General features: G+C 57.2%; 20 protein-coding genes. All 20 read left to right on the top strand.

The window, feature by feature from the left end; genetic code table 11:
• Positions 1-491 precede the first annotated feature (491 nt).
• On the top strand, positions 492-2,384 hold the full coding sequence (gene mnmG / locus GYA94_RS12710; RefSeq protein ID WP_009684669.1) for a tRNA uridine-5-carboxymethylaminomethyl(34) synthesis enzyme MnmG: 1,893 nt from the start codon (positions 492-494) through the stop codon (positions 2,382-2,384).
• Positions 2,381-3,031: a 16S rRNA (guanine(527)-N(7))-methyltransferase RsmG gene (gene rsmG, locus GYA94_RS12705; RefSeq protein ID WP_009684668.1), complete on the top strand. Its 651-nt coding sequence runs from the start codon at positions 2,381-2,383 to the stop codon at positions 3,029-3,031. Before mnmG ends, rsmG begins: the two co-directional genes overlap by 4 nt.
• Before the next feature lie 18 nt (positions 3,032-3,049).
• Positions 3,050-3,841, top strand: coding sequence for a ParA family protein (locus tag GYA94_RS12700; protein ID WP_009684667.1), 792 nt, complete (start codon positions 3,050-3,052; stop codon positions 3,839-3,841).
• Positions 3,842-3,850: 9 nt separating this feature from the next.
• Positions 3,851-4,723: a ParB/RepB/Spo0J family partition protein gene (locus tag GYA94_RS12695; protein ID WP_115295205.1), complete on the top strand. Its 873-nt coding sequence runs from the start codon at positions 3,851-3,853 to the stop codon at positions 4,721-4,723.
• A 149-nt stretch (positions 4,724-4,872) separates the two neighbouring features.
• Positions 4,873-5,280, top strand: a complete 408-nt coding sequence (locus GYA94_RS12690; RefSeq protein ID WP_009684665.1) for a F0F1 ATP synthase subunit I — start codon at positions 4,873-4,875, stop codon at positions 5,278-5,280.
• Between the two features lie 16 nt (positions 5,281-5,296).
• On the top strand, positions 5,297-6,166 hold the full coding sequence (atpB, locus tag GYA94_RS12685; protein WP_003260030.1) for a F0F1 ATP synthase subunit A: 870 nt from the start codon (positions 5,297-5,299) through the stop codon (positions 6,164-6,166).
• A 144-nt stretch (positions 6,167-6,310) separates the two neighbouring features.
• Positions 6,311-6,568 (top strand): F0F1 ATP synthase subunit C, encoded by a 258-nt coding sequence (atpE, locus tag GYA94_RS12680; protein ID WP_003097235.1) that lies wholly within the window; start codon positions 6,311-6,313, stop codon positions 6,566-6,568.
• 58 nt (positions 6,569-6,626) lie between these two features.
• Entirely contained in the window at positions 6,627-7,097 is a 471-nt protein-coding gene (locus GYA94_RS12675) for a F0F1 ATP synthase subunit B (protein ID WP_003253189.1), read from the top strand.
• Between the two features lie 12 nt (positions 7,098-7,109).
• Complete coding sequence (locus GYA94_RS12670) at positions 7,110-7,646, top strand: F0F1 ATP synthase subunit delta (protein WP_003253191.1); 537 nt, start codon at positions 7,110-7,112, stop codon at positions 7,644-7,646.
• Between the two features lie 21 nt (positions 7,647-7,667).
• Positions 7,668-9,212, top strand: a complete 1,545-nt coding sequence (atpA, locus tag GYA94_RS12665) for a F0F1 ATP synthase subunit alpha (protein WP_009684664.1) — start codon at positions 7,668-7,670, stop codon at positions 9,210-9,212.
• Between the two features lie 48 nt (positions 9,213-9,260).
• Positions 9,261-10,121, top strand: a complete 861-nt coding sequence (atpG, locus tag GYA94_RS12660; protein WP_161892417.1) for a F0F1 ATP synthase subunit gamma — start codon at positions 9,261-9,263, stop codon at positions 10,119-10,121.
• 27 nt (positions 10,122-10,148) lie between these two features.
• A complete protein-coding gene (atpD, locus tag GYA94_RS12655; RefSeq protein WP_009684662.1) occupies positions 10,149-11,525 on the top strand; it encodes a F0F1 ATP synthase subunit beta in 1,377 nt (458 codons plus the stop codon).
• A gap of 44 nt (positions 11,526-11,569) precedes the next feature.
• Positions 11,570-11,989 (top strand): F0F1 ATP synthase subunit epsilon, encoded by a 420-nt coding sequence (locus GYA94_RS12650; protein WP_029886844.1) that lies wholly within the window; start codon positions 11,570-11,572, stop codon positions 11,987-11,989.
• A 121-nt stretch (positions 11,990-12,110) separates the two neighbouring features.
• Positions 12,111-13,478, top strand: a complete 1,368-nt coding sequence (glmU, locus tag GYA94_RS12645; RefSeq protein ID WP_161892416.1) for a bifunctional UDP-N-acetylglucosamine diphosphorylase/glucosamine-1-phosphate N-acetyltransferase GlmU — start codon at positions 12,111-12,113, stop codon at positions 13,476-13,478.
• Between the two features lie 286 nt (positions 13,479-13,764).
• Positions 13,765-14,544 (top strand): DeoR/GlpR family DNA-binding transcription regulator, encoded by a 780-nt coding sequence (locus GYA94_RS12640; RefSeq protein ID WP_174824181.1) that lies wholly within the window; start codon positions 13,765-13,767, stop codon positions 14,542-14,544.
• Positions 14,545-14,547: 3 nt separating this feature from the next.
• Positions 14,548-16,383: a glutamine--fructose-6-phosphate transaminase (isomerizing) gene (gene glmS / locus GYA94_RS12635; protein ID WP_054914016.1), complete on the top strand. Its 1,836-nt coding sequence runs from the start codon at positions 14,548-14,550 to the stop codon at positions 16,381-16,383.
• Between the two features lie 266 nt (positions 16,384-16,649).
• A complete protein-coding gene (locus GYA94_RS12630) occupies positions 16,650-17,549 on the top strand; it encodes a TnsA endonuclease N-terminal domain-containing protein (RefSeq protein ID WP_049798467.1) in 900 nt (299 codons plus the stop codon).
• Entirely contained in the window at positions 17,542-19,710 is a 2,169-nt protein-coding gene (locus GYA94_RS12625; protein ID WP_013974899.1) for a TnsB C-terminal domain-containing protein, read from the top strand. Before GYA94_RS12630 ends, GYA94_RS12625 begins: the two co-directional genes overlap by 8 nt.
• Positions 19,707-21,155: an ATP-binding protein gene (locus tag GYA94_RS12620; protein ID WP_013974898.1), complete on the top strand. Its 1,449-nt coding sequence runs from the start codon at positions 19,707-19,709 to the stop codon at positions 21,153-21,155. Before GYA94_RS12625 ends, GYA94_RS12620 begins: the two co-directional genes overlap by 4 nt.
• Before the next feature lie 24 nt (positions 21,156-21,179).
• Positions 21,180-21,722, top strand: a 543-nt coding sequence (locus GYA94_RS12615; RefSeq protein ID WP_174824180.1) for a TniQ family protein, incomplete at its 3' end; no start/stop codon positions are given.

The raw sequence follows: 21,722 nt of genomic DNA, 5'->3' as shown, positions 1-21,722 counted from the left end.
GCTTCCTGCTTGCCATGCTTGTTCCGCCCTCCTGTGGGAACGGGTTTACCTGCGAGAAGGCCAGTGCAGGCTCACAATTTTTCATACACAAGCTTGGAAATGCGCTCAGGAGCCCTGTGGAAAACCCGCCTTCAGCTCCGTTGATAAGCATGCTTTTTTTCTGAGGACAAAACCCCCTGTGGGTAAACAGGCATTTGATCCACAGGCTAAATCACGTTATCCATACCCCTCAGGCCACTCCAATCACAGGGTTTAATTTCTCTGTACATGACGTACTTCAAGGCCTGCAAAGGTTTATCCACAGATAAGGCTGTGCATAAGAATAAACATAAAAACAAAGCTTTTATAAATTTCTCTTCTTTGATTTCTGTTGTGTGCCACTCATCCACAGACTGGTCAAAATTTGCTCAGACGGTTTCTTTAAGGGGGGGTAAGTCCCTATACTTGTCGGCTTACCTTCTCTATTCGCAAAAACAGGCACGAGGTGCGTGGTGGATTTCCCTTCCCGTTTTGAAGTGATCGTCATCGGCGGCGGCCATGCCGGTACCGAGGCTGCGCTTGCGTCAGCACGCATGGGTGTGAAAACCCTGCTGTTGACCCATAACGTGGAAACCCTCGGTCACATGAGCTGCAACCCCGCTATCGGCGGTATCGGTAAAAGCCATCTGGTCAAAGAGATCGATGCCCTTGGCGGCGCCATGGCGTTGGCTACCGACAAGAGCGGCATCCAGTTCCGCGTTCTGAACAACCGCAAAGGTCCAGCTGTACGGGCAACCCGTGCCCAGGCCGACCGCGCCATCTACAAGGCGGTGGTTCGTGAAATCCTGGAGAACCAGCCAAACCTGTGGATATTCCAGCAGTCCTGCGATGACCTGATCGTCGAACAGGATCAGGTCAAAGGCGTGGTGACCCAGATGGGTCTGCGTTTCTTTGCCGAATCGGTGGTACTGACCACCGGTACCTTCCTTGGCGGCCTGATCCACATCGGCTTGCAAAACCATTCAGGTGGTCGTGCCGGTGATCCGCCTTCGATCGCGCTGGCACACCGTATGCGCGAGCTACCACTGCGCGTGGGCCGCTTGAAAACGGGTACGCCACCACGTATCGACGGTCGTTCGGTGGATTTTTCGGTCATGACCGAGCAACCAGGCGATACGCCCATACCGGTGATGTCGTTCATGGGCAATGCCGAAATGCACCCACGCCAGGTCAGTTGCTGGATTACCCATACCAACGCGCGTACCCACGAGATCATTGCCTCGAACCTCGACCGCTCGCCCATGTATTCGGGCGTGATCGAAGGTGTGGGCCCGCGCTACTGCCCATCGATCGAAGACAAGATCCACCGGTTCGCCGACAAGGAAAGCCACCAGGTGTTCATCGAGCCCGAGGGCTTGACCACCCATGAGCTTTACCCGAACGGTATTTCCACGTCGCTGCCGTTCGACGTGCAGCTGGAACTGGTCCGTTCGATCCGTGGCATGGAAAACGCCCACATCGTGCGCCCTGGCTATGCCATCGAGTACGACTACTTCGACCCGCGTGACCTCAAGTACAGCCTCGAGACCAAAGTCATCGGCGGCTTGTTCTTCGCCGGCCAGATCAATGGCACCACCGGTTACGAAGAAGCCGGCGCCCAGGGCCTGCTGGCCGGGACCAACGCCGCGCTGCGGGCACAAGGCCGTGACAGCTGGTGCCCTCGGCGTGACGAGGCCTACATCGGCGTACTGGTCGACGACCTGATTACCCTGGGCACCCAGGAGCCGTACCGTATGTTTACGTCGCGTGCCGAGTACCGGCTGATTCTGCGCGAAGACAACGCCGACCTGCGTCTGACCGAAAAGGGCCGTGAACTGGGCCTGATCGATGACCAGCGCTGGGCGGCCTTCTGCGCCAAGCGCGACGGTATCGAGCGCGAGGAGCAGCGCCTGAAGTCGACCTGGGTACGACCCAATACCGAACAAGGCCAAGCCATTGTGGATAAGTTCGGCACGCCGCTCAGCCACGAGTACAGCTTGCTCAACCTGCTGGCCCGCCCGGAAATCGACTACGCCGGCCTGATCGAGGCCACCGGCGGGGAGGCAATCGATCCACAGGTCGCCGAACAGGTCGAGATTCGCACCAAGTACGCCGGTTACATCGACCGCCAGCAGGATGAGATCGCTCGCCTGCGTGCCAGCGAGGACACCCGGTTGCCTGTGGATATCGATTACACGACCATTTCCGGCCTGTCGAAGGAGATCCAGGGCAAGCTGGGCCAGACCCGCCCGGAAACCCTGGGCCAGGCATCGCGCATTCCAGGCGTGACCCCGGCGGCGATTTCCCTGTTGCTGATTCACTTGAAAAAACGCGGCGCTGGCCGTGAATTGGAGCAAAGCGCTTGAGTGCCCTGGTTACCCCGCAACATGCTGAAGAGTTGTCCACAGGTGCGCGGCAGCTTGGTGTAGAACTGAGTGCCGAGCAGCATGAAAAACTGCTCGGCTACCTGGCCTTGTTGATCAAATGGAACAAAGCCTACAACCTGACCGCCGTGCGCGACCCCGACGAGATGGTTTCGCGACATCTGCTCGACAGCCTGAGCGTCATGGCGTTTATTCACAGCGCGCGGGACAACTGGCTGGATGTCGGCAGTGGCGGTGGCATGCCTGGTATTCCGTTGGCTATCCTGCACCCGCACAAGCGGGTGACCGTGCTGGATGCCAATGGCAAGAAAACCCGCTTCCTGACCCAGGTGAAAATGGAACTCAAGCTGGACAACCTCACGGTTATCCACAGCCGGGTCGAGGCGTTCCAACCTGCACAACCGTTCGATGGGATCATCTCCCGTGCCTTCAGCAGCATGGAGAACTTCACCAACTGGACCCGCCACCTGGGCGACACCGGGACGCAATGGCTTGCAATGAAGGGGCTGCATCCTGCCGATGAACTGGTAGCATTGCCCGCAGACTTCACAGTGGAAAGCGAACAGGCCCTGACCGTTCCAGGTTGCCAGGGCCAGCGCCATCTGCTGATACTGCGCCGCAAGGCATGACTGGGAACACGCGCATCAATGGCTAAGGTATTCGCAATCGCGAACCAGAAAGGTGGTGTAGGCAAGACCACCACCTGTATCAATCTCGCCGCCTCGCTGGCCGCGACCAAGCGTCGCGTGCTGCTGATCGACCTCGATCCGCAGGGCAACGCCACCATGGGCAGCGGTGTGGACAAACACGAACTCGAGCACTCGGTCTACGACCTGCTGATCGGGGAGTGCGACCTGGCCCAGGCCATGCATTACTCCGAGCACGGTGGTTTTCAGTTGCTGCCGGCCAACCGCGACCTGACCGCCGCCGAAGTGGTGCTGCTGGAAATGCAGGTCAAGGAAAGCCGCCTGCGCAATGCGCTGGCGCCCATCCGTGACAACTACGACTACATCCTCATCGATTGCCCGCCGTCGCTGTCGATGCTGACGCTCAACGCCCTGGTCGCAGCCGATGGCGTGATCATCCCCATGCAGTGCGAGTACTACGCACTGGAGGGTCTCAGTGACCTTGTGGATAACATCAAGCGCATCGCTGCCCGGCTGAACCCGGAGCTGAAGATCGAGGGCTTGCTGCGGACCATGTACGATCCCCGCCTAAGCCTGAACAACGATGTGTCGGCCCAGCTCAAGGAGCACTTCGGGCCCCAGCTTTACGACACGGTCATTCCGCGCAACATTCGCCTGGCCGAGGCGCCCAGCTTCGGCATGCCGGCCCTGGCCTACGACAAGCAATCGCGTGGCGCCCTGGCTTATCTGGCGCTGGCTGGGGAACTGGTTCGCCGGCAACGCCGTCAGTCGCGCACTGCACAGACAACTTAAGGAATCCGTATGGCCGTCAAGAAACGGGGTCTCGGACGTGGGTTGGATGCACTGCTCAGTGGTCCTACCGTGAGCGCGCTCGAAGAGCAGGCTGTGAAGATCGACCAGAAGGAGCTTCAGCACCTGCCGGTCGAACTGATCCAGCGTGGCAAATATCAGCCACGCCGGGACATGGACCCACAGGCGCTGGAAGAACTTGCCCACTCGATTCGCAACCATGGGGTGATGCAACCGATCGTGGTGCGCCCGATCGGCGATAACCGCTACGAGATCATTGCCGGTGAGCGCCGTTGGCGTGCCACCCAGCAGGCCGGCCTGGACACCATCCCGGCCATGGTCCGCGAAGTGGCCGACGAGGCCGCCATCGCCATGGCACTGATCGAGAACATCCAGCGTGAAGACCTCAACCCGCTGGAAGAGGCGCTGGCCCTGCAGCGGCTGCAGCAGGAGTTCGAACTGACTCAGCAACAGGTGGCCGATGCGGTCGGCAAGTCGCGGGTCACCGTGGCCAACCTGCTGCGCCTGATTACCTTGCCTGAGGCGATCAAGACCATGCTCGCCCACGGCGACCTGGAAATGGGTCACGCCCGCGCATTGCTCGGGTTGGATGAGAATCGCCAGGAAGAGGGGGCGCGTCATGTTGTCGCACGTGGTCTCACCGTGCGCCAAACTGAAGCACTGGTTCGCCAGTGGCTCAGCGACAAGCCTGAACCGGTCGAACCGGGCAAACCTGATCCGGATATCGCGCGCCTTGAACAGCGGCTCGCAGAGCGCCTGGGCTCGGCTGTGCAGATTCGCCACGGCAACAAGGGCAAAGGCCAATTGGTTATTCGCTACAACTCGCTTGACGAGTTGCAAGGTGTGCTTGCACACATCCGCTGAAACAATTGCTGTTGTAGCGGGCAGTCGGAAATCACTACCGAAGAGTTGAATAGGGGTTAAACCACCCCTATACTCTGCGCGCATTTTGTCGGCACAAATTATGCCAAGTCATCACTGACTTGTTGGTCGACTTCCGAGGAGCAGTTGTGATGGAAATCCGCACGCCAAACCGCCTGCCTTTCCATCGCTGGGCGGTTTTTCCGGTACTGCTGGCTCAATTTGTCGTATTCCTGCTGGCGACCCTGGTGTTGTGGCAGTGGAAAGGGGCGGTCAGTGGATATTCAGGCCTTTGCGGAGGTTTGATTGCCTGGCTGCCCAACGTGTATTTCGCCTGGAAGGCTTTTCGCTTTAGCGGAGCTCGGGCGGCACAAGCCATCGTCAAGTCGTTCTACGCTGGCGAGGCAGGCAAGATGATTTTGACGGCAGTGCTTTTTGCACTGACCTTCGCAGGAGTGAAGCCACTGGCGCCGCTAGCAGTATTCGGCGTCTTCGTGTTGACCCTTTTGGTCAGCTGGTTCGCGCCCCTGCTGATGAATAAAAGACTTTCGAGACCTTAGGGCGTTTGAGGCAACCATGGCAGCAGAAACCGCTTCGGGCTATATCCAGCACCACTTGCAGAACCTGACCTACGGTCAACTACCAGACGGCAGCTGGGGCTTTGCCCATTCGGCTGCAGAAGCCAAGGCAATGGGCTTCTGGGCGTTCCACCTGGACACCCTGGGTTGGTCCGTCGCGCTGGGTCTGATCTTCCTGTTCATCTTCCGCATGGCGGCCAAGAAGGCCACCTCCGGCCAGCCTGGCGGCCTGCAGAACTTCGTGGAAGTGATGGTCGACTTCGTCAACGGCAGCGTGAAGGACTCCTTCCACGGCCGTAGCCCGGTCATCGCACCGCTGGCGCTGACCATCTTCGTCTGGGTATTCCTGATGAACGCCGTCGACCTGGTACCGGTCGACTGGATTCCTCAGCTGGCCATCCTGATCTCCGGTGATCCGCACATTCCGTTCCGCGCCGTGTCGACCACCGACCCGAACGCGACCCTGGCCATGGCGTTCTGCGTATTCGCGCTGATCATCTTCTACAGCATCAAGGTCAAGGGCCTGGGCGGCTTCATCGGTGAGCTGACCCTGCACCCGTTCGGCAGCAAGAACATCTTCGTGCAGATCCTGCTGATTCCGGTCAACTTCCTGCTCGAGTTCGTCACCCTGATCGCCAAGCCGATCTCGCTGGCACTGCGTCTGTTCGGCAACATGTATGCCGGCGAACTGGTGTTCATCCTGATCGCGGTCATGTTCGGTTCCGGCCTGCTGTGGCTGAGCGGCCTGGGTGTCGTGCTGCAATGGGCGTGGGCGGTGTTCCACATCCTGATCATCACCCTGCAAGCTTTCATCTTCATGATGCTCACCATCGTCTACCTGTCGATGGCGCACGAAGATAACCATTAAGACCGCCTGGCGTGTCTGATAGCCTTCCCCGCTCGTTTGGGGGGAGGGCTTAAAAAGTCCGCAAGGGCATGCTGTACCAAACGATTTGTTTTACCGCTTCAACTTAAAAACCTAACCAATACGACGTAAAAGTCGGGAGGAAAGATGGAAACTGTAGTTGGTCTGACCGCTATCGCTGTTGCTCTGCTGATCGGCCTGGGTGCTCTGGGTACCGCCATTGGTTTCGGCCTGCTGGGCGGCAAATTCCTAGAAGGCGCTGCTCGCCAGCCAGAAATGGTTCCAATGCTGCAGGTTAAAATGTTCATCGTTGCCGGTCTGCTCGACGCCGTAACCATGATCGGTGTTGGTATCGCTCTGTTCTTCACCTTCGCGAATCCGTTCGTTGGTCAAATCGCCGGCTAATCACTCGTAACCACGAGTTGATAGCTGTGATGAACCAAAGACCGAGCGAGGTGTTGGCGTGAATATTAATGCAACCCTGATTGGCCAATCCGTTGCCTTCTTGATTTTTGTACTCTTCTGCATGAAGTACGTATGGCCTCCGGTCATCACTGCTCTGCAAGAGCGCCAAAAGAAGATTGCCGACGGCTTGGACGCTGCCAACCGCGCAGCTCGCGACCTGGAGCTGGCCCAAGAAAAAGCGGGTCAGCAACTGCGTGAAGCTAAGGCACAGGCAGCCGAAATCATTGAGCAAAGCAAGAAACGCGCTGCTCAGCTTGTCGAGGAAGCCCGTGAACAGGCCCGCGTCGAAGCTGACCGTGTGAAGGCTCAGGCTCTGGCCGAGATCGAACAGGAACTGAACAGTGCTAAAGACGCCCTGCGTGCCCAAGTGGGTGCCCTGGCCGTTGGCGGTGCTGAAAAGATCCTTGGCGCCACAATCGATCAAAACGCGCATGCGGAGCTGGTTAACAAACTGGCCGCTGAAATTTAAGCGAGGGCGATCATGGCAGAACTGACCACGTTGGCCCGACCTTACGCTAAGGCTGCCTTTGAGCACGCCCAGGCCCATCAGCAACTGGCCAATTGGTCAGCCATGCTCGGCCTGGCTGCTGCGGTGTCGCAAGACGACACCATGCAGCGCCTGCTCAAGGCCCCGCGACTGACGAGCGCAGAAAAGGCCGCCACGTTCATTGACGTGTGCGGTGACAAGTTCAATGCACAGGCACAGAATTTCATTCATGTTGCCGCGGAAAACGACCGTCTCCTGCTTCTGCCGGAGATTGCCGCCCTGTTCGACCTCTACAAGGCCGAGCAAGAGAAATCCGTGGACGTGGAAGTCACCAGTGCCTTCGCGTTGAACCAAGAACAGCAAGACAAACTCGCCAAGGTTCTCAGTGCACGGTTAGGCCAGGAAGTGCGCCTGCACGCGTCGGAGGATGCCAGCCTGATTGGCGGCGTCGTCATCCGCGCAGGTGACCTGGTAATCGATGGCTCTGTTCGCGGCAAAATCGCGAAACTGGCCGAAGCATTGAAATCTTGAGTTTGAAGGGGCAGCAGAGCAATGCAGCAACTCAATCCTTCCGAAATTAGTGAAATCATCAAGGGCCGCATCGACAACCTCGATGTGAGCTCCCAAGCCCGTAACGAAGGTACCGTTGTTTCGGTATCCGACGGTATCGTGCGGATCCACGGTCTGGCCGACGTCATGTACGGCGAAATGATCGAGTTCCCTGGCAGCGTCTACGGTATGGCCCTGAACCTGGAGCAAGACTCCGTAGGTGCAGTGATCCTGGGTGCCTATGACACCCTCGCCGAAGGCATGAGCGCCAAGTGCACCGGCCGCATCCTGGAAGTTCCTGTTGGTAAGGAACTGCTGGGTCGCGTCGTTGACGCACTGGGTAACCCGATCGATGGCAAAGGTCCGCTGGGCAACACCCAGACCGACGCGGTCGAGAAAGTGGCTCCAGGCGTGATCTGGCGTAAGTCGGTAGACCAGCCTGTACAGACTGGCTACAAGTCCGTCGACGCCATGATCCCTGTCGGCCGTGGCCAGCGCGAGCTGATCATTGGCGACCGTCAGATCGGTAAGACCGCCATGGCCATCGACGCCATCATCAACCAGAAAGACTCCGGTATTTTCTGTGTTTATGTTGCTGTCGGCCAGAAGCGCTCTACCGTTGCCAACATCGTTCGCAAGCTGGAAGAAACCGGCGCCCTGGCCAACACCATCGTGGTTGTTGCCAGTGCTTCGGAATCCGCCGCACTGCAGTTCCTGGCGCCATACGCCGGCTGCACCATGGGCGAGTTCTTCCGTGACCGCGGTGAAGACGCACTGATCGTTTACGATGACCTGTCCAAGCAGGCCGTTGCCTACCGTCAGATCTCCCTGCTGCTGCGCCGTCCACCAGGACGTGAAGCGTACCCAGGCGACGTGTTCTATCTCCACTCCCGTCTGCTGGAGCGTGCATCGCGCGTTTCGGAAGAATACGTCGAGAAGTTCACCAACGGTGCAGTCACTGGCAAGACCGGTTCCCTGACCGCCCTGCCGATCATCGAAACCCAGGCTGGCGACGTTTCCGCGTTCGTTCCGACCAACGTGATTTCCATCACCGACGGTCAGATCTTCCTGGAATCGGCCATGTTCAACTCGGGCATCCGCCCTGCAGTGAACGCCGGTGTTTCGGTATCCCGCGTAGGTGGTGCCGCTCAGACCAAGATCATCAAGAAGCTGTCCGGTGGTATTCGTACCGCTCTGGCTCAGTACCGTGAACTGGCTGCATTCGCCCAGTTCGCTTCCGATCTGGACGAAGCGACCCGCAAGCAGCTGGAGCATGGTCAGCGCGTAACCGAGCTGATGAAGCAGAAGCAGTACGCGCCGATGTCCATCGCGGACATGGCTCTGTCGCTGTACGCCGCTGAGCGTGGTTTCCTGACTGACGTGGAAGTCTCCAAGGTCGGTAGCTTCGAGCAAGCACTGATCGCCTTCTTCAACCGTGATCACGCCGAACTGATGGCGAAGATCAACGTGAAGGGTGACTTCAACGACGAAATCGACGCAGGCCTGAAAGCCGGTATCGAGAAGTTCAAGGCCACCCAGACCTGGTAAGCCGCAGCGGGGGCTCCGGCCCCCGCTTGCTAACCTGATAGGTGATACATGGCAGGCGCAAAAGAGATTCGCAGTAAGATTGCGAGCATCAAAAGCACGCAAAAAATTACCAGCGCCATGGAGAAAGTGGCGGTCAGCAAGATGCGCAAGGCACAAATGCGCATGGCTGCTAGCCGTCCTTACGCGGAGCGTATCCGCCAGGTGATCGGTCATCTGGCCAACGCCAACCCGGAATACCGCCACCCGTTCATGATCGAGCGCCCTGTAAAGCGCGCCGGTTATATCGTGGTGAGCAGTGACCGTGGCTTGTGCGGTGGCTTGAACACCAACCTGTTCAAGGCCCTGGTCAAGGACATGAGCGAAAACCGCCAACAGGGCGTGGAAATCGACCTGTGCGTGATCGGCAGCAAGGGTGCGACTTTCTTCCGCATCTTTGGCGGCAACGTTGTAGCCGCGATCAGCCACCTGGGCGAAGAGCCGTCGATCAATGATCTGATCGGCTCCGTCAAAGTGATGCTGGACGCCTACATGGACGGCCGTATCGATCGCCTCTCGGTGGTTTCGAACAAGTTCATCAACACCATGACCCAAAAACCGACGGTCGAGCAATTGGTACCGTTGGTGGCAACCCCGGATCAGGAACTCAAGCACCACTGGGACTACCTGTACGAACCCGACGCAAAAGAGCTGCTGGACGGCTTGATGGTGCGTTACGTGGAGTCGCAGGTCTACCAGGCGGTGGTCGAGAACAACGCTGCTGAACAAGCAGCCCGGATGATCGCCATGAAAAACGCCACAGACAACGCCGGTGATTTGATCAAAGAGCTGCAATTGATCTACAACAAGGCGCGTCAGGCTGCGATCACCCAGGAGATCTCGGAAATCGTCGGCGGCGCTGCCGCGGTTTAACGGTTCAAAAAATCAGAGGATCCAGCTATGAGTAGCGGACGTATCGTTCAAATCATCGGCGCCGTCATCGACGTGGAATTCCCACGTGACGTCGTGCCGAGTGTTTACAACGCGCTGAAAGTACAAGGCGCGGAAACCACCCTGGAAGTTCAGCAGCAGCTGGGCGACGGCGTGGTTCGTACCATTGCGATGGGCTCGACCGAAGGCCTGAAGCGCGGTCTGGATGTCGTCGACACCGGCGCTGCCATCTCCGTTCCTGTTGGTAAGGCCACCCTGGGCCGCATCATGGACGTACTGGGCAACCCGATCGACGAAGCCGGCCCGATCGGCGAAGAAGAGCGTCGCGGTATCCACCAGCCAGCGCCTTCGTTCGCTGACCAGGCAGGCGGCAACGACCTGCTGGAAACCGGCATCAAGGTTATCGACCTGGTTTGCCCGTTCGCCAAGGGTGGTAAGGTTGGTCTGTTCGGTGGTGCCGGCGTCGGCAAGACCGTTAACATGATGGAACTGATCCGTAACATCGCCATGGAACACAGCGGTTACTCCGTGTTCGCTGGTGTGGGTGAGCGTACTCGTGAGGGTAACGACTTCTACCACGAGATGAAGGACTCCAACGTTCTCGACAAGGTAGCGCTGGTCTACGGTCAGATGAACGAGCCACCAGGAAACCGTCTGCGCGTAGCGCTGACCGGCCTGACCATGGCTGAGAAGTTCCGTGACGAAGGTAACGACGTTCTGCTGTTCGTCGACAACATCTATCGTTACACCCTGGCCGGTACCGAAGTATCCGCACTGCTGGGCCGTATGCCTTCTGCAGTAGGTTACCAGCCGACCCTGGCTGAAGAGATGGGCGTTCTGCAAGAGCGCATCACCTCCACCAAGGAAGGTTCGATCACTTCCGTTCAGGCCGTATACGTACCTGCGGACGACTTGACCGACCCGTCGCCAGCGACCACCTTCGCCCACTTGGACGCCACCGTCGTTCTGTCCCGTGACATCGCCTCCCTGGGTATCTACCCAGCGGTCGACCCACTGGACTCGACTTCGCGTCAGCTGGACCCGAACGTGATCGGCAACGAGCACTACGAGACCGCTCGTGGCGTTCAGTATGTTCTGCAGCGCTACAAAGAGCTGAAGGACATCATCGCGATCCTGGGTATGGACGAACTGTCCGAAAGCGACAAGCAACTGGTAGCCCGCGCTCGTAAGATCCAGCGCTTCCTGTCGCAGCCGTTCTTCGTGGCCGAAGTCTTCACTGGTTCGCCAGGCAAGTACGTTTCCCTGAAAGACACCATCGCTGGCTTCAGCGGCATCCTCAAAGGTGACTACGACCACCTGCCAGAACAAGCGTTCTACATGGTCGGCAGCATCGACGAAGCGATCGAGAAAGCCAAGAAACTGTAATCCCGGCGCCCCGCAAGGGGCGCTAATCAGGTTGAGGCAAGCAGATGGCTATGACAGTCCATTGCGACATCGTCAGCGCGGAAGGAGAAATCTTCTCCGGCCTGGTCGAGATGGTAGTAGCGCACGGCAACCTGGGCGATCTGGGTATCGCTCCAGGCCACGCGCCGCTGATCACCAATCTCAAGCCAGGTCCGATCACGCTGACCAAGCAGGGTGGCACTCAAGAGGTGTTCTACATCTCCGGTGGCTTCCTCGAAGTGCAGCCGAACATGGTGAAGGTTCTTGCCGACACCGTGCAACGTGCTGCCGACCTGGACGAAGCTCAGGCTCAGGAAGCCCTCAAGGCTGCCGAGAACGCGCTGAACACTAAAGGCTCGGACTTCGACTACGGCGCTGCAGCCGCACGTCTGGCCGAGGCGGCTGCTCAGCTGCGTACTGTCCAGCAAATGCGCAGAGGCAAGTAATCCGGCCCAGGCCGCTTACTGCCAGTGCGATTGAGTTAAAGGGTAGCCTCGGCTACCCTTTTTCTTTTTCCGAATTTCTATTTTGGTCACGCAGCTGACCGCCCAGGATTGGTAGCCAGTAATGTCCCTCGATATCGTTATTCTCGCCGCAGGCCAAGGCACGCGCATGCGTTCGGCGCTCCCCAAAGTGCTGCATCCGGTCGCCGGCAACTCCATGCTCGGCCATGTTATCCACAGCGCGCGCCAGCTGCAGCCGCAAGGTATTCATGTGGTCATTGGCCATGGTGCCGAACTGGTCCGCGAGCGCCTGGCCGCCGATGACCTGAATTTCGTCATGCAGGATAAACAGCTGGGTACCGGCCACGCCGTTGCACAGGCACTGCCAGCGCTGACTGCCGATACTGTGCTGGTACTGTACGGCGACGTGCCGCTGATCGAAGTGGAGACCCTGCAGCGGTTGCTGGCCAAGGCCAATGACCAGCAACTGGGCCTGCTCACGGTCACCCTCGAGGACCCGACCGGCTATGGCCGCATCGTTCGCGATCAGCAAGGCAATGTCACCGCCATCGTTGAGCACAAGGATGCCAGCGAAGCGCAGAAAGCGATCAACGAAGGCAACACGGGCATTCTGGCGCTGCCAGCGGCGCGCCTGGCTGACTGGATGGGTCGTCTGTCGAACAACAACGCCCAGGGTGAGTATTACCTGACCGACGTCATCGCCATGGCGGTGGCCGATGGTTTGGTGGTGGCTACCGAGCAGCCACACGATCCAATGGAAGTGCAGGGGGCCAACGACCGTCGCCAGCTTTCCGAGCTGGAGCGCCACTACCAGTTGCGTGAAGGGCGTCGCCTGATGGCCCAGGGTGTAACCCTGCGTGACCCGGCGCGCTTCGACGTTCGCGGTGAGGTGACCGTCGGTCGTGACGTGCTGATCGACATCAACGTTGTACTCGAGGGCAAAGTGGTCATCGAGGACGATGTGCAGATCGGTCCCAACTGTGTAATCAAGAACACGACCCTGCGCAAAGGGGCTGTGGTCAAGGCCAACAGTCACCTGGAAGGTGCGGTGATGGGCGAGGGCAGCGATGCCGGCCCGTTTGCCCGCTTGCGCCCTGGCAGCGTACTGGATGCCAAAGCCCATGTGGGTAACTTTGTAGAACTGAAAAACGCTCACCTTGGAGAGGGTGCCAAGGCTGGCCACCTGACGTACCTGGGCGATGCCGAAATCGGCGCACGTACCAACATCGGCGCTGGCACCATCACCTGCAACTACGACGGTGCCAACAAGTTCAAGACAGTGATGGGTGAGGATGTATTCATCGGTTCGAACAACTCGCTGGTAGCGCCTGTGGAAATCCAGGCCGGCGCCACTACCGCCGCTGGTTCTACCATTACGCAGGCTGTTGAAGCAGGTGATCTGGCAGTGGCCCGGGCACGCCAGCGCAACATCCCAGGTTGGAAGCGGCCGGAGAAGATCAAGAAGAGCTGATTTATCCACAGCTGCTTTCCTCGAAGCCGACCTATGTGAGTAAGTCGGCTTTTTTGTGCGCTATGCAACCCGATGTGTAGGCGCGGCCAGTGTGCGAGCGGGCAAGCCCGCGAAAACCGGCAAAGCCGGTGCCATACATGGCGGTGCCGGCTTTGCGGGCAAGTCGGATTGTCGCACCGCCGCTCCCCAAAGAAAAATTGCCGCCAGTAAAGTTATGCACAGCTTGACGAATCGCTCATCTTAGGTTTTGATTGCAATCATTATCTTTCGAAACGAAATTTAACCGATCATGTCGAAACGAAACACCCCTCAACGCCGCCACAACATCCTGGCCATGCTCAGCGAGCTGGGCGAAGTGAGTGTGGATGCCTTGGCCAAGCGTTTCGAAACCTCGGAAGTGACCATTCGTAAGGACCTTGCCGCGCTGGAGGCGAACGGCCTGCTGCTGCGCCGTTACGGCGGTGCAGTACCGGTACCGCAGGAAATGCTCAGCGAACCTGCGCAACCGGTCTCTGCCTACAAGAAGGCTATCGCCCGTGCAGCGGTGGGGCGTATACGCGAGCATGCTCGGATCATCATCGATAGCGGTAGCACGACCGCCGCTATGATTCCGGAACTGGGCCGCCAGCCCGGCCTGGTGGTGATGACCAATTCGTTGAATGTGGCTCGCGCCATCAGCGAGGTCGAGCACGAACCGGTACTGCTTATGACCGGCGGAACCTGGGACCCGCACTCCGAATCGTTCCAAGGGCAGGTCGCCGAGCAGGTCCTGCGGTCTTACGATTTCGACCAGTTGTTCATCGGTGCCGATGGCATCGACCTCGCGCGGGGCACCACCACCTTCAACGAGTTGCTTGGCCTGAGCCGGGTAATGGCTGAGGTCGCCCGCGAAGTGATCGTGATGGTCGAGTCGGACAAGGTGGGGCGCAAGATCCCCAACCTCGAGCTGCCCTGGGGCAGCGTGCATACCCTTATTACAGATGAACGCCTGCCCGCAGCGGCACGCGAACACATTCAAGCCCGCGGCATCAACCTGATCTGTGCCGCGATCAGCCAGGAGCAATAATTCATGTGTGGAATCGTTGGTGCCGTCGCCGAACGTAATATCACCGCCATCCTGATCGAAGGCCTCAAGCGGCTTGAGTACCGTGGCTACGACAGCGCCGGCCTGGCCGTGCTCACCCAGGACGGCCAGCTGCAGCGTCGCCGTCGTATCGGCAAGGTCAGCGAGCTGGAAGCGGCCGTTGCTGCCGAGCCGCTGAGTGGCCGGCTGGGTATCGCCCACACCCGCTGGGCGACGCATGGTGCACCCACCGAAGGTAATGCCCACCCGCACTTCTCTGCTAATGAAGTAGCGGTAGTGCACAACGGCATCATCGAGAACCACGAGGAGCTGCGCGAAGAACTGAAGGGCCTGGGCTATGTCTTCGCCTCGCAGACCGATACCGAAGTCATCGTGCACCTGATTCACCATACCCTGAAAAGCGTGCCGAACCTGGCAGATGCGCTGAAGGCGGCCGTGAAACGCCTGCACGGTGCCTACGGTCTGGCGCTGGTCAGCATCCACCAGCCTGATCGCCTGCTCGCCGCACGCAGCGGCAGCCCCCTGGTGATCGGCCTGGGCCTGGGCGAGAACTTCCTGGCATCCGACCAACTGGCCCTGCGCCAGGTGACCGACCGCTTCATGTACCTGGAAGAGGGCGATATCGCCGAGATCCGTCGCGATCAGGTCACCATCTGGGACCAGGCCGGGCACGAAGTCCAGCGCGAAACCGTGCAGTACCATGAAGGCGCCGAGGCCGCCGACAAGGGTAACTACCGCCACTTCATGCTCAAGGAAATCCACGAGCAGCCAACCGTGGTTCAGCGCACGCTGGAAGGGCGCTTGGGTAAAGATCACGTTCTGGTCCAGGCCTTCGGCCCTCAGGCTGCAGAATTGTTTGCCAAAGTGCGCAATGTGCAGATCGTTGCCTGCGGTACCAGCTACCACGCAGGCATGGTCGCCCGTTACTGGCTCGAAGGCCTGGCCGGCATCCCTTGCCAGGTGGAAGTGGCCAGTGAATTCCGCTACCGCAAGGTGGTGGTGCAGCCAGACACCCTGTTTGTGTCCATTTCGCAATCTGGCGAAACCGCTGACACCCTCGCTGCCCTGCGCAACGCCAAGGAGCTGGGCTTCCTCGGCAGCCTGGCGATCTGCAACGTGGGTATCAGCTCGCTGGTCCGTGAGTCGGACCTGACCCTGCTGACCCTCGCTGGCCCGGAAATCGGCGTGGCCTCGACCAAGGCCTTCACCACCCAGCTGGTGTCGCTGATGCTGCTGACGCTGGCGCTCGGCCAGGTCCGCGGCACCTTGCCGGCCGGTGTCGAGGCCGACCTGGTCGAAGAGCTGCGCCGCCTGCCGACGCGCCTTGGCGAAGCCTTGGCCATGGACGCCACCGTCGAGAAAATCGCCGAGCTGTTCGCCGACAAGCACCACACCCTGTTCCTCGGCCGCGGTGCCCAGTACCCGGTGGCGATGGAGGGCGCACTCAAACTCAAGGAAATCTCCTACATTCACGCAGAAGCCTACCCAGCTGGCGAACTGAAGCATGGCCCATTGGCACTGGTGGACAACGATATGCCGGTGGTGACCGTTGCGCCGAACAACGAACTGCTGGAGAAACTGAAGTCCAACCTGCAGGAAGTACGGGCGCGTGGTGGTGAATTGGTGGTGTTCGCTGACGAACATGCGGGCATGACTAATGGCGAGGGCACCCACGTGATCCAGGTGCCGCACATCGCCGATGCCCTGGCGCCGATCCTGTACACCATTCCGCTGCAGTTGCTGTCTTACTACGTGGCTGTGCTGAAAGGCACCGATGTGGACCAGCCGCGTAACCTGGCCAAGTCGGTTACGGTTGAGTAACGCGTGAGCGGGGGGACTTCAGTGTTTTTGAATAATAAAGGTTGTCACAAAACAATAAAGGTTGTCACAACGTAATAAAGGTTGTCACAAGGCAGGCTCTGACCGCACATCGGGCCGGAGCCAGGCCTTGGAGATTCGGGTGACAATCCTCTACCCAACGCTGTGACTGTTGTCCTGGCTTAGCCCGCTCTCTGGGGTGTCCCCTGTGCACGACACCTGTCCTCGTCCCGGTCGAGCGGGTCGCCCAATTTTGAGCGACTCGAACAATGGCATCCATGCCCATAGCTCCGGTCAAGGCTGCACATCGCAAGCTGATGACCCAGGCAAAAATAGATAAGAAAATTCAATCGGGTCGTGGGTGTGGAGTCAGAGATTCCTATAAGCCATGGATCAAAGTGTGGGAGATCAAATCAAAGGGTGTCTCTCATATGATCGCGGGAGTTAAAATTCACCGCACACACCACCTGCTGTCCAATGCAGAGCGAGATTACTTAACTGTACTTGAGCACGATGCCTCGATCATCGATATCCGAGAGCAGTATCCTCTGCTGACACAGGCTGAGACCCAAGCAATTGCCTCAAGTATTAACTGTCGCCACCCTGTATATCCTGGCACGCAAATACCTGTCGTTATGACGACGGACTTTCTCGTTACCTTCTTAGATTCCTCTGGCGAAACAAGGCTAGCTGCTCGATCAGTGAAATACCGAAAAGAGTTTGAGCAAGCTGATCTTCAGGCGCGTAATCGAATAGCAGAAAAGCTAGCCATCGAAGAAAAATACTGGGCAATGAGGGGGGTGGACTGGAAGCTGGTCCTGCATGAAAACCTCTCAAAGATAAAATTAGCGAACCTCAAGATTCTCAGGACATACGCCAGTATTCATCCCTCGTTACCGACGGAGAAGAACATCGGCAATTTGCTTGGATACATTGAGGAGGCAAAGACGGATCAAATACCGTTAAAAATTCTTTTGGATAAAGCGTCTCGTGACCTTTACATTGAATATATGGGGGTAAAGCGCCTCTTCCATCACCTGCTATGGAACGGTCGTTTAGAGTCAGATCTTACCTCGAAAATAATAAGCATGTCGCAGCCGTTGCACGTATGGCCGAATCAAAGGTCAGCGGCTTTGTCTCTGCCAAACGAGGTTTCCCATCATGCTTGATCTTAAAATCAACAGCATTGTCACTCCTGGCGAAGAACCTAGCCTACTAAAAAAAGCGGTTCGGATTTTAGGCATAGATGATGCTTCTGTAATTGTGATTGAGCTGAGTACGAATCCCAGCAAGCCGTGGCAGATCGAGCGGTCCGTTTTGATTGACGATATTGACGCAGGGCGCGCAATCTTAAGTCGAGAAATGGTGCCCTTACATCTGCTCAGAAGTGATGATGAAATTAGTGAAAATGAAAAATCGAGCCGAAATCGTAACTGGAGCCTTATAAGAGGGTTAGTAGAAGATCGCTCCGCCTTGGAAATTCTTGGACCGGGTTTTGGAAAGCTGGTTGCTAGGCATGCCCTAGAGGCAGGAGTAGAGCGTAAACAGATATACCGGCTTCTATACCGCTACTGGAGCATGGGGCAGACACCTAACGCGTTTCTATGGAACACTAGTGCTTGCGGTGGTCGGGGAAAGAAAAAGGATCGATCCTCAGGCATTATCCCCGGTAGGCCGCGTAAGTATCGTGGTGTCGTTGTCAATGATGGTGGTGCTATCACGCTCGAACCGCGCCATCTCTCTCATATCCGTTTGGCTTACGGGCGGGTTGCTAGCGGCAAATGCGGCACCCTGAAAGATGCACATAAGTGGATGTTAAACAAATTTTATAGAGAGACTCTGCCAGACGGCTCGAAAGGGAATATTGTACGCGGCAGTTACCCGACTACTACCCAGCTCAGATATCACGGTAAGCTTTTTTTCGATGATCTTTATAAACTTAAGGTGCGTGGCGGTTCTGTTCGATACAACAAAGATCATCGTGCTATCGTTGGCGCAGCTTCCCAAGGCCTGATGGGTGCGACCCATCGATATGAGATAGATTCCACCATCGCTGATGTATATTTAGTGCATCGCGTTAACAGGCTATGGCTCATAGGACGCCCCATACTTTATGTGGTCGTCGATACCTTTACTAGAATGATTGTAGGGATTCACGTGGGCCTTGAGGGTCCCAGTTGGAATGGGGCTCGACACGCGATATACAATGCTTGCACCCCAAAGGTCGATTTTTGCAAGCGATACAATGTTGAAATAGATGAGGCTGACTGGCCGTGCTCGCACTTGCCAGTCGAAATTGTTGCTGACCGGGCCGAACTTCTAAGTGAGGCTGGGGCAACGCTGTCGCAAAGCTTGGGACTAGCGGTGCAAATTTTGCCCCCCTTTAGGCCTGATTGGAAAGGGATCATCGAAAGCCGCTTCCGTCTGATCAATGAACACCTGGACTTGAAATTTGTTCCAGGCGGAGTAGATGCTCGTAAAATGGAGCGTGGTGATAGGGACTACCAACTCGATGCGATTTTGGATATCGACGAGTTCACAGAAATGGTTATTGTAGGGGTCTTGGCGCACAATAAGAGCCTACGCATACCACACCTATTAAGTCGCGAGATGATTGCCGACGGTATAGAAGCGACGCCTATAGCAGTTTGGAATTGGTCTAAAGCTAATAGTCCTATCAATTCTAAAGTGGTTTCTCCGGCTGAGTTGAAAATTGCTTTACTGCCCTCTCAAGAGTGTCGTATCAGTCGAGGCGGTATTGTTTTCCAAGGCGTCCAATATACATGTCAAACAGCCTTGCGTGAGGAGTGGTTGGAGCGCTCACACAATCTGCGGACGAAGTATGTTCGAGTATTCTACGATCCTAACTCTATTGAAAATTGTTGGATCAAGTCCGAAGCAGGTTTTGAGGCTTTAACTATTGTACCGCAGCAACGGCAGAAATATGGTGGACTCCGTATGGAGGAGGTTCTTGATATGGTCCATGTCTTGAACCAAGTATCGCCGGATGCCCGTTATGACAGTGACAATACTGCGGCGCTGGTAAGGGGGCGGCAAGAGGAAATCCTTGACCGGGCCAAAGCCAAACGTGCCGCACAGGGTGACCCGAAATCGAATGCAGATTTCAAGCGGGACAAACGTGCCAAGCGTGCGACCGAAGCTCAGACCGAGCGCGATTCCCATACCGCTGATCTGAATCAGCTACGCGTTGTGGATCACACGCCCCTTGCGGGAGAAAATTCTAGGCCAGTCACCGGCAGGCCCAGTTCCACAAGAAGCGCGGCGTTTCTGAAACTGGTAGTCAGCGAGGGTAGCGAGACAGAGACATGAACGATTTGACCTTCTCCCCCGCAGAATATATTCCTACAGGCATGCCTCAATATGATGGCAACCCGCTGATTGAATGCTTGCCTAGAATTCTCTCGGATGTTGATGTGGTGAGGCGTGTTGGGAACCTTCCGCCGAAGCCCGACGAGGCCGAACGAGCGTTGCCACCGAAGCTTCGCGGCCATGGGATCAACCGGCTCAAAGATGTTGTGGTTCCATTCGAAATCCACTTGCGCCTCGAAGACCTATTCAGCCAGCTGATCCGCTACGGCTATTCGGGCCGCAATCCGCTGTTGGCCTCATCTGTTAGGCATCGATTGCCTTCCTCAGCAGATGCCAAGCGCCATGGATTCATGTCCACCGCTGAGACGATGACCCTGATTGGCTTGAGTGGTATGGGCAAGACCACAGCGCTTAATTCCATAGCAAGGCTTTATCCGCAGGTGATCAGTCACAGCAGATATAAAGACGCGATTCTCATCGAAACCCAGGTTGTGTGGCTAAAGATTGAGTGCCCTCACGATGGCTCGTTGCGCGGTTTTTGCGCAGCATTCTTCTCTGCACTGGACGCTGCGTTAGGTGTCGAAAAATACTCTCGCAGGGGCGGTGCCGCCAACAGCATCAGCGTAATGCTCCAGCACATCAGTCAGCTGTGCAAAACCTTTTTTATCGGTGCTTTGATAATTGATGAAATGCAGCATCTTTGCTCGTCGCGAGGGGGGCAGGATCGGGAAAAGTTACTGAATTTCTTCGTAACTTTATCCAATGATGCGGGCGTTCCGCTTGTCTATGTAGGGACCAACGCAATGCTTCCGCTTTTTTCTGGTGTGTTGCGTAATGCCCGAAGAGCGGCGGGGATGGGACCAATCGCCTTTGACCGTTTCAGCGAAGACGATCCGTTTTGGCATCACTTGGTGTCCCAACTCTGGGCCTATGACTGGACGGAATCTTGCGCTCCCCTGACGAGTGACCTCCTGTCCAAGATCTATGATCTCACCCAGGGCAATACAGATTTCCTAGCGAAACTGCTTATGCTTGCGCAGCGTCATGTTATTTGGGAAGGAATCGACGCCATTACGCCAGCCGTGCTTCAGCAGGTGTATGACAATCAAATGAGGCTTTTGCACAAGCCCATCGAGGCCCTTCGAAGCGGTGATCCTCTTCAGATTGCTGATTTCGAGGACATGATGCCTACAAAAGACCAAATCGCTCAGATGATGAGCTACGACTTGGCTCGCCGGGCGGACCGGGCTCATCTTTCGCTACTTACACAGACCGCAATAGCACCTTCACCTCTAGCAAAGGAAAAATCGGTGCCGAAGGCTCCGAGTCGTACGGTCGTACCGGTTGCTGACGGCGCGTTAACTAACGTGCATTTTTCGAAGGACGAAGACCTTCAGGCTCAGCTCGAACAGCGCGGCTGGGTGGATAGGGATTCTTCCTGGTAATTTGACGCAGGGGAGCTCAGGGCAGTGGCTAACCTTCTGTTCTTCCCCCAGCCGTTTCCGGATGAGTCGCTCTATAGCCTGGCCGTGCGCTATCACAAGCTAGCAGCGAATCAGGGATACCGAGCGACCAGCCAAGAGCTGTTCGGTAGCTACTCGCGTACCTGCGGTTCCATCCTGCCGTGCTGCTTAGAGGCTCTGTCTGAACGTCTCAGAGGCGCCTTCTCTGTAGGAGAGCTGATCGAGCGCTTCACGCTTTTACCGCTTTTTCTGCCTTTTTTGGACGACGAGAAGGGCCGCGATGCTGCCGTTCTAATGGGAGGTAATCGAGGTACAGGCCTCAAGATGGCCTTGGGCATTACAGCATCGCGTTTCCTCCAACACGCCTCGTTTAGGTATTGCGAGAGCTGCGTCAGAGAGGACATTCTGGAGTGCGGCTCAGCTTATTGGCATCGTATTCACCAAGCATCGGGCACTTGCATTTGTCCACGCCACAGCGAAGTACTACAGGCGATTAGATTCCCCGGATGGTCAGATTGGCGTTGTATGTTGCGTATCCGCTCCATAAAC

It is taken from the genome of Pseudomonas juntendi (genome assembly GCF_009932375.1).
Lineage (GTDB): Bacteria > Pseudomonadota > Gammaproteobacteria > Pseudomonadales > Pseudomonadaceae > Aquipseudomonas > Aquipseudomonas juntendi.
Note: the sequence above shows the minus strand (reverse complement) of the source record. Positions and strands in the feature narration are given on the sequence as shown.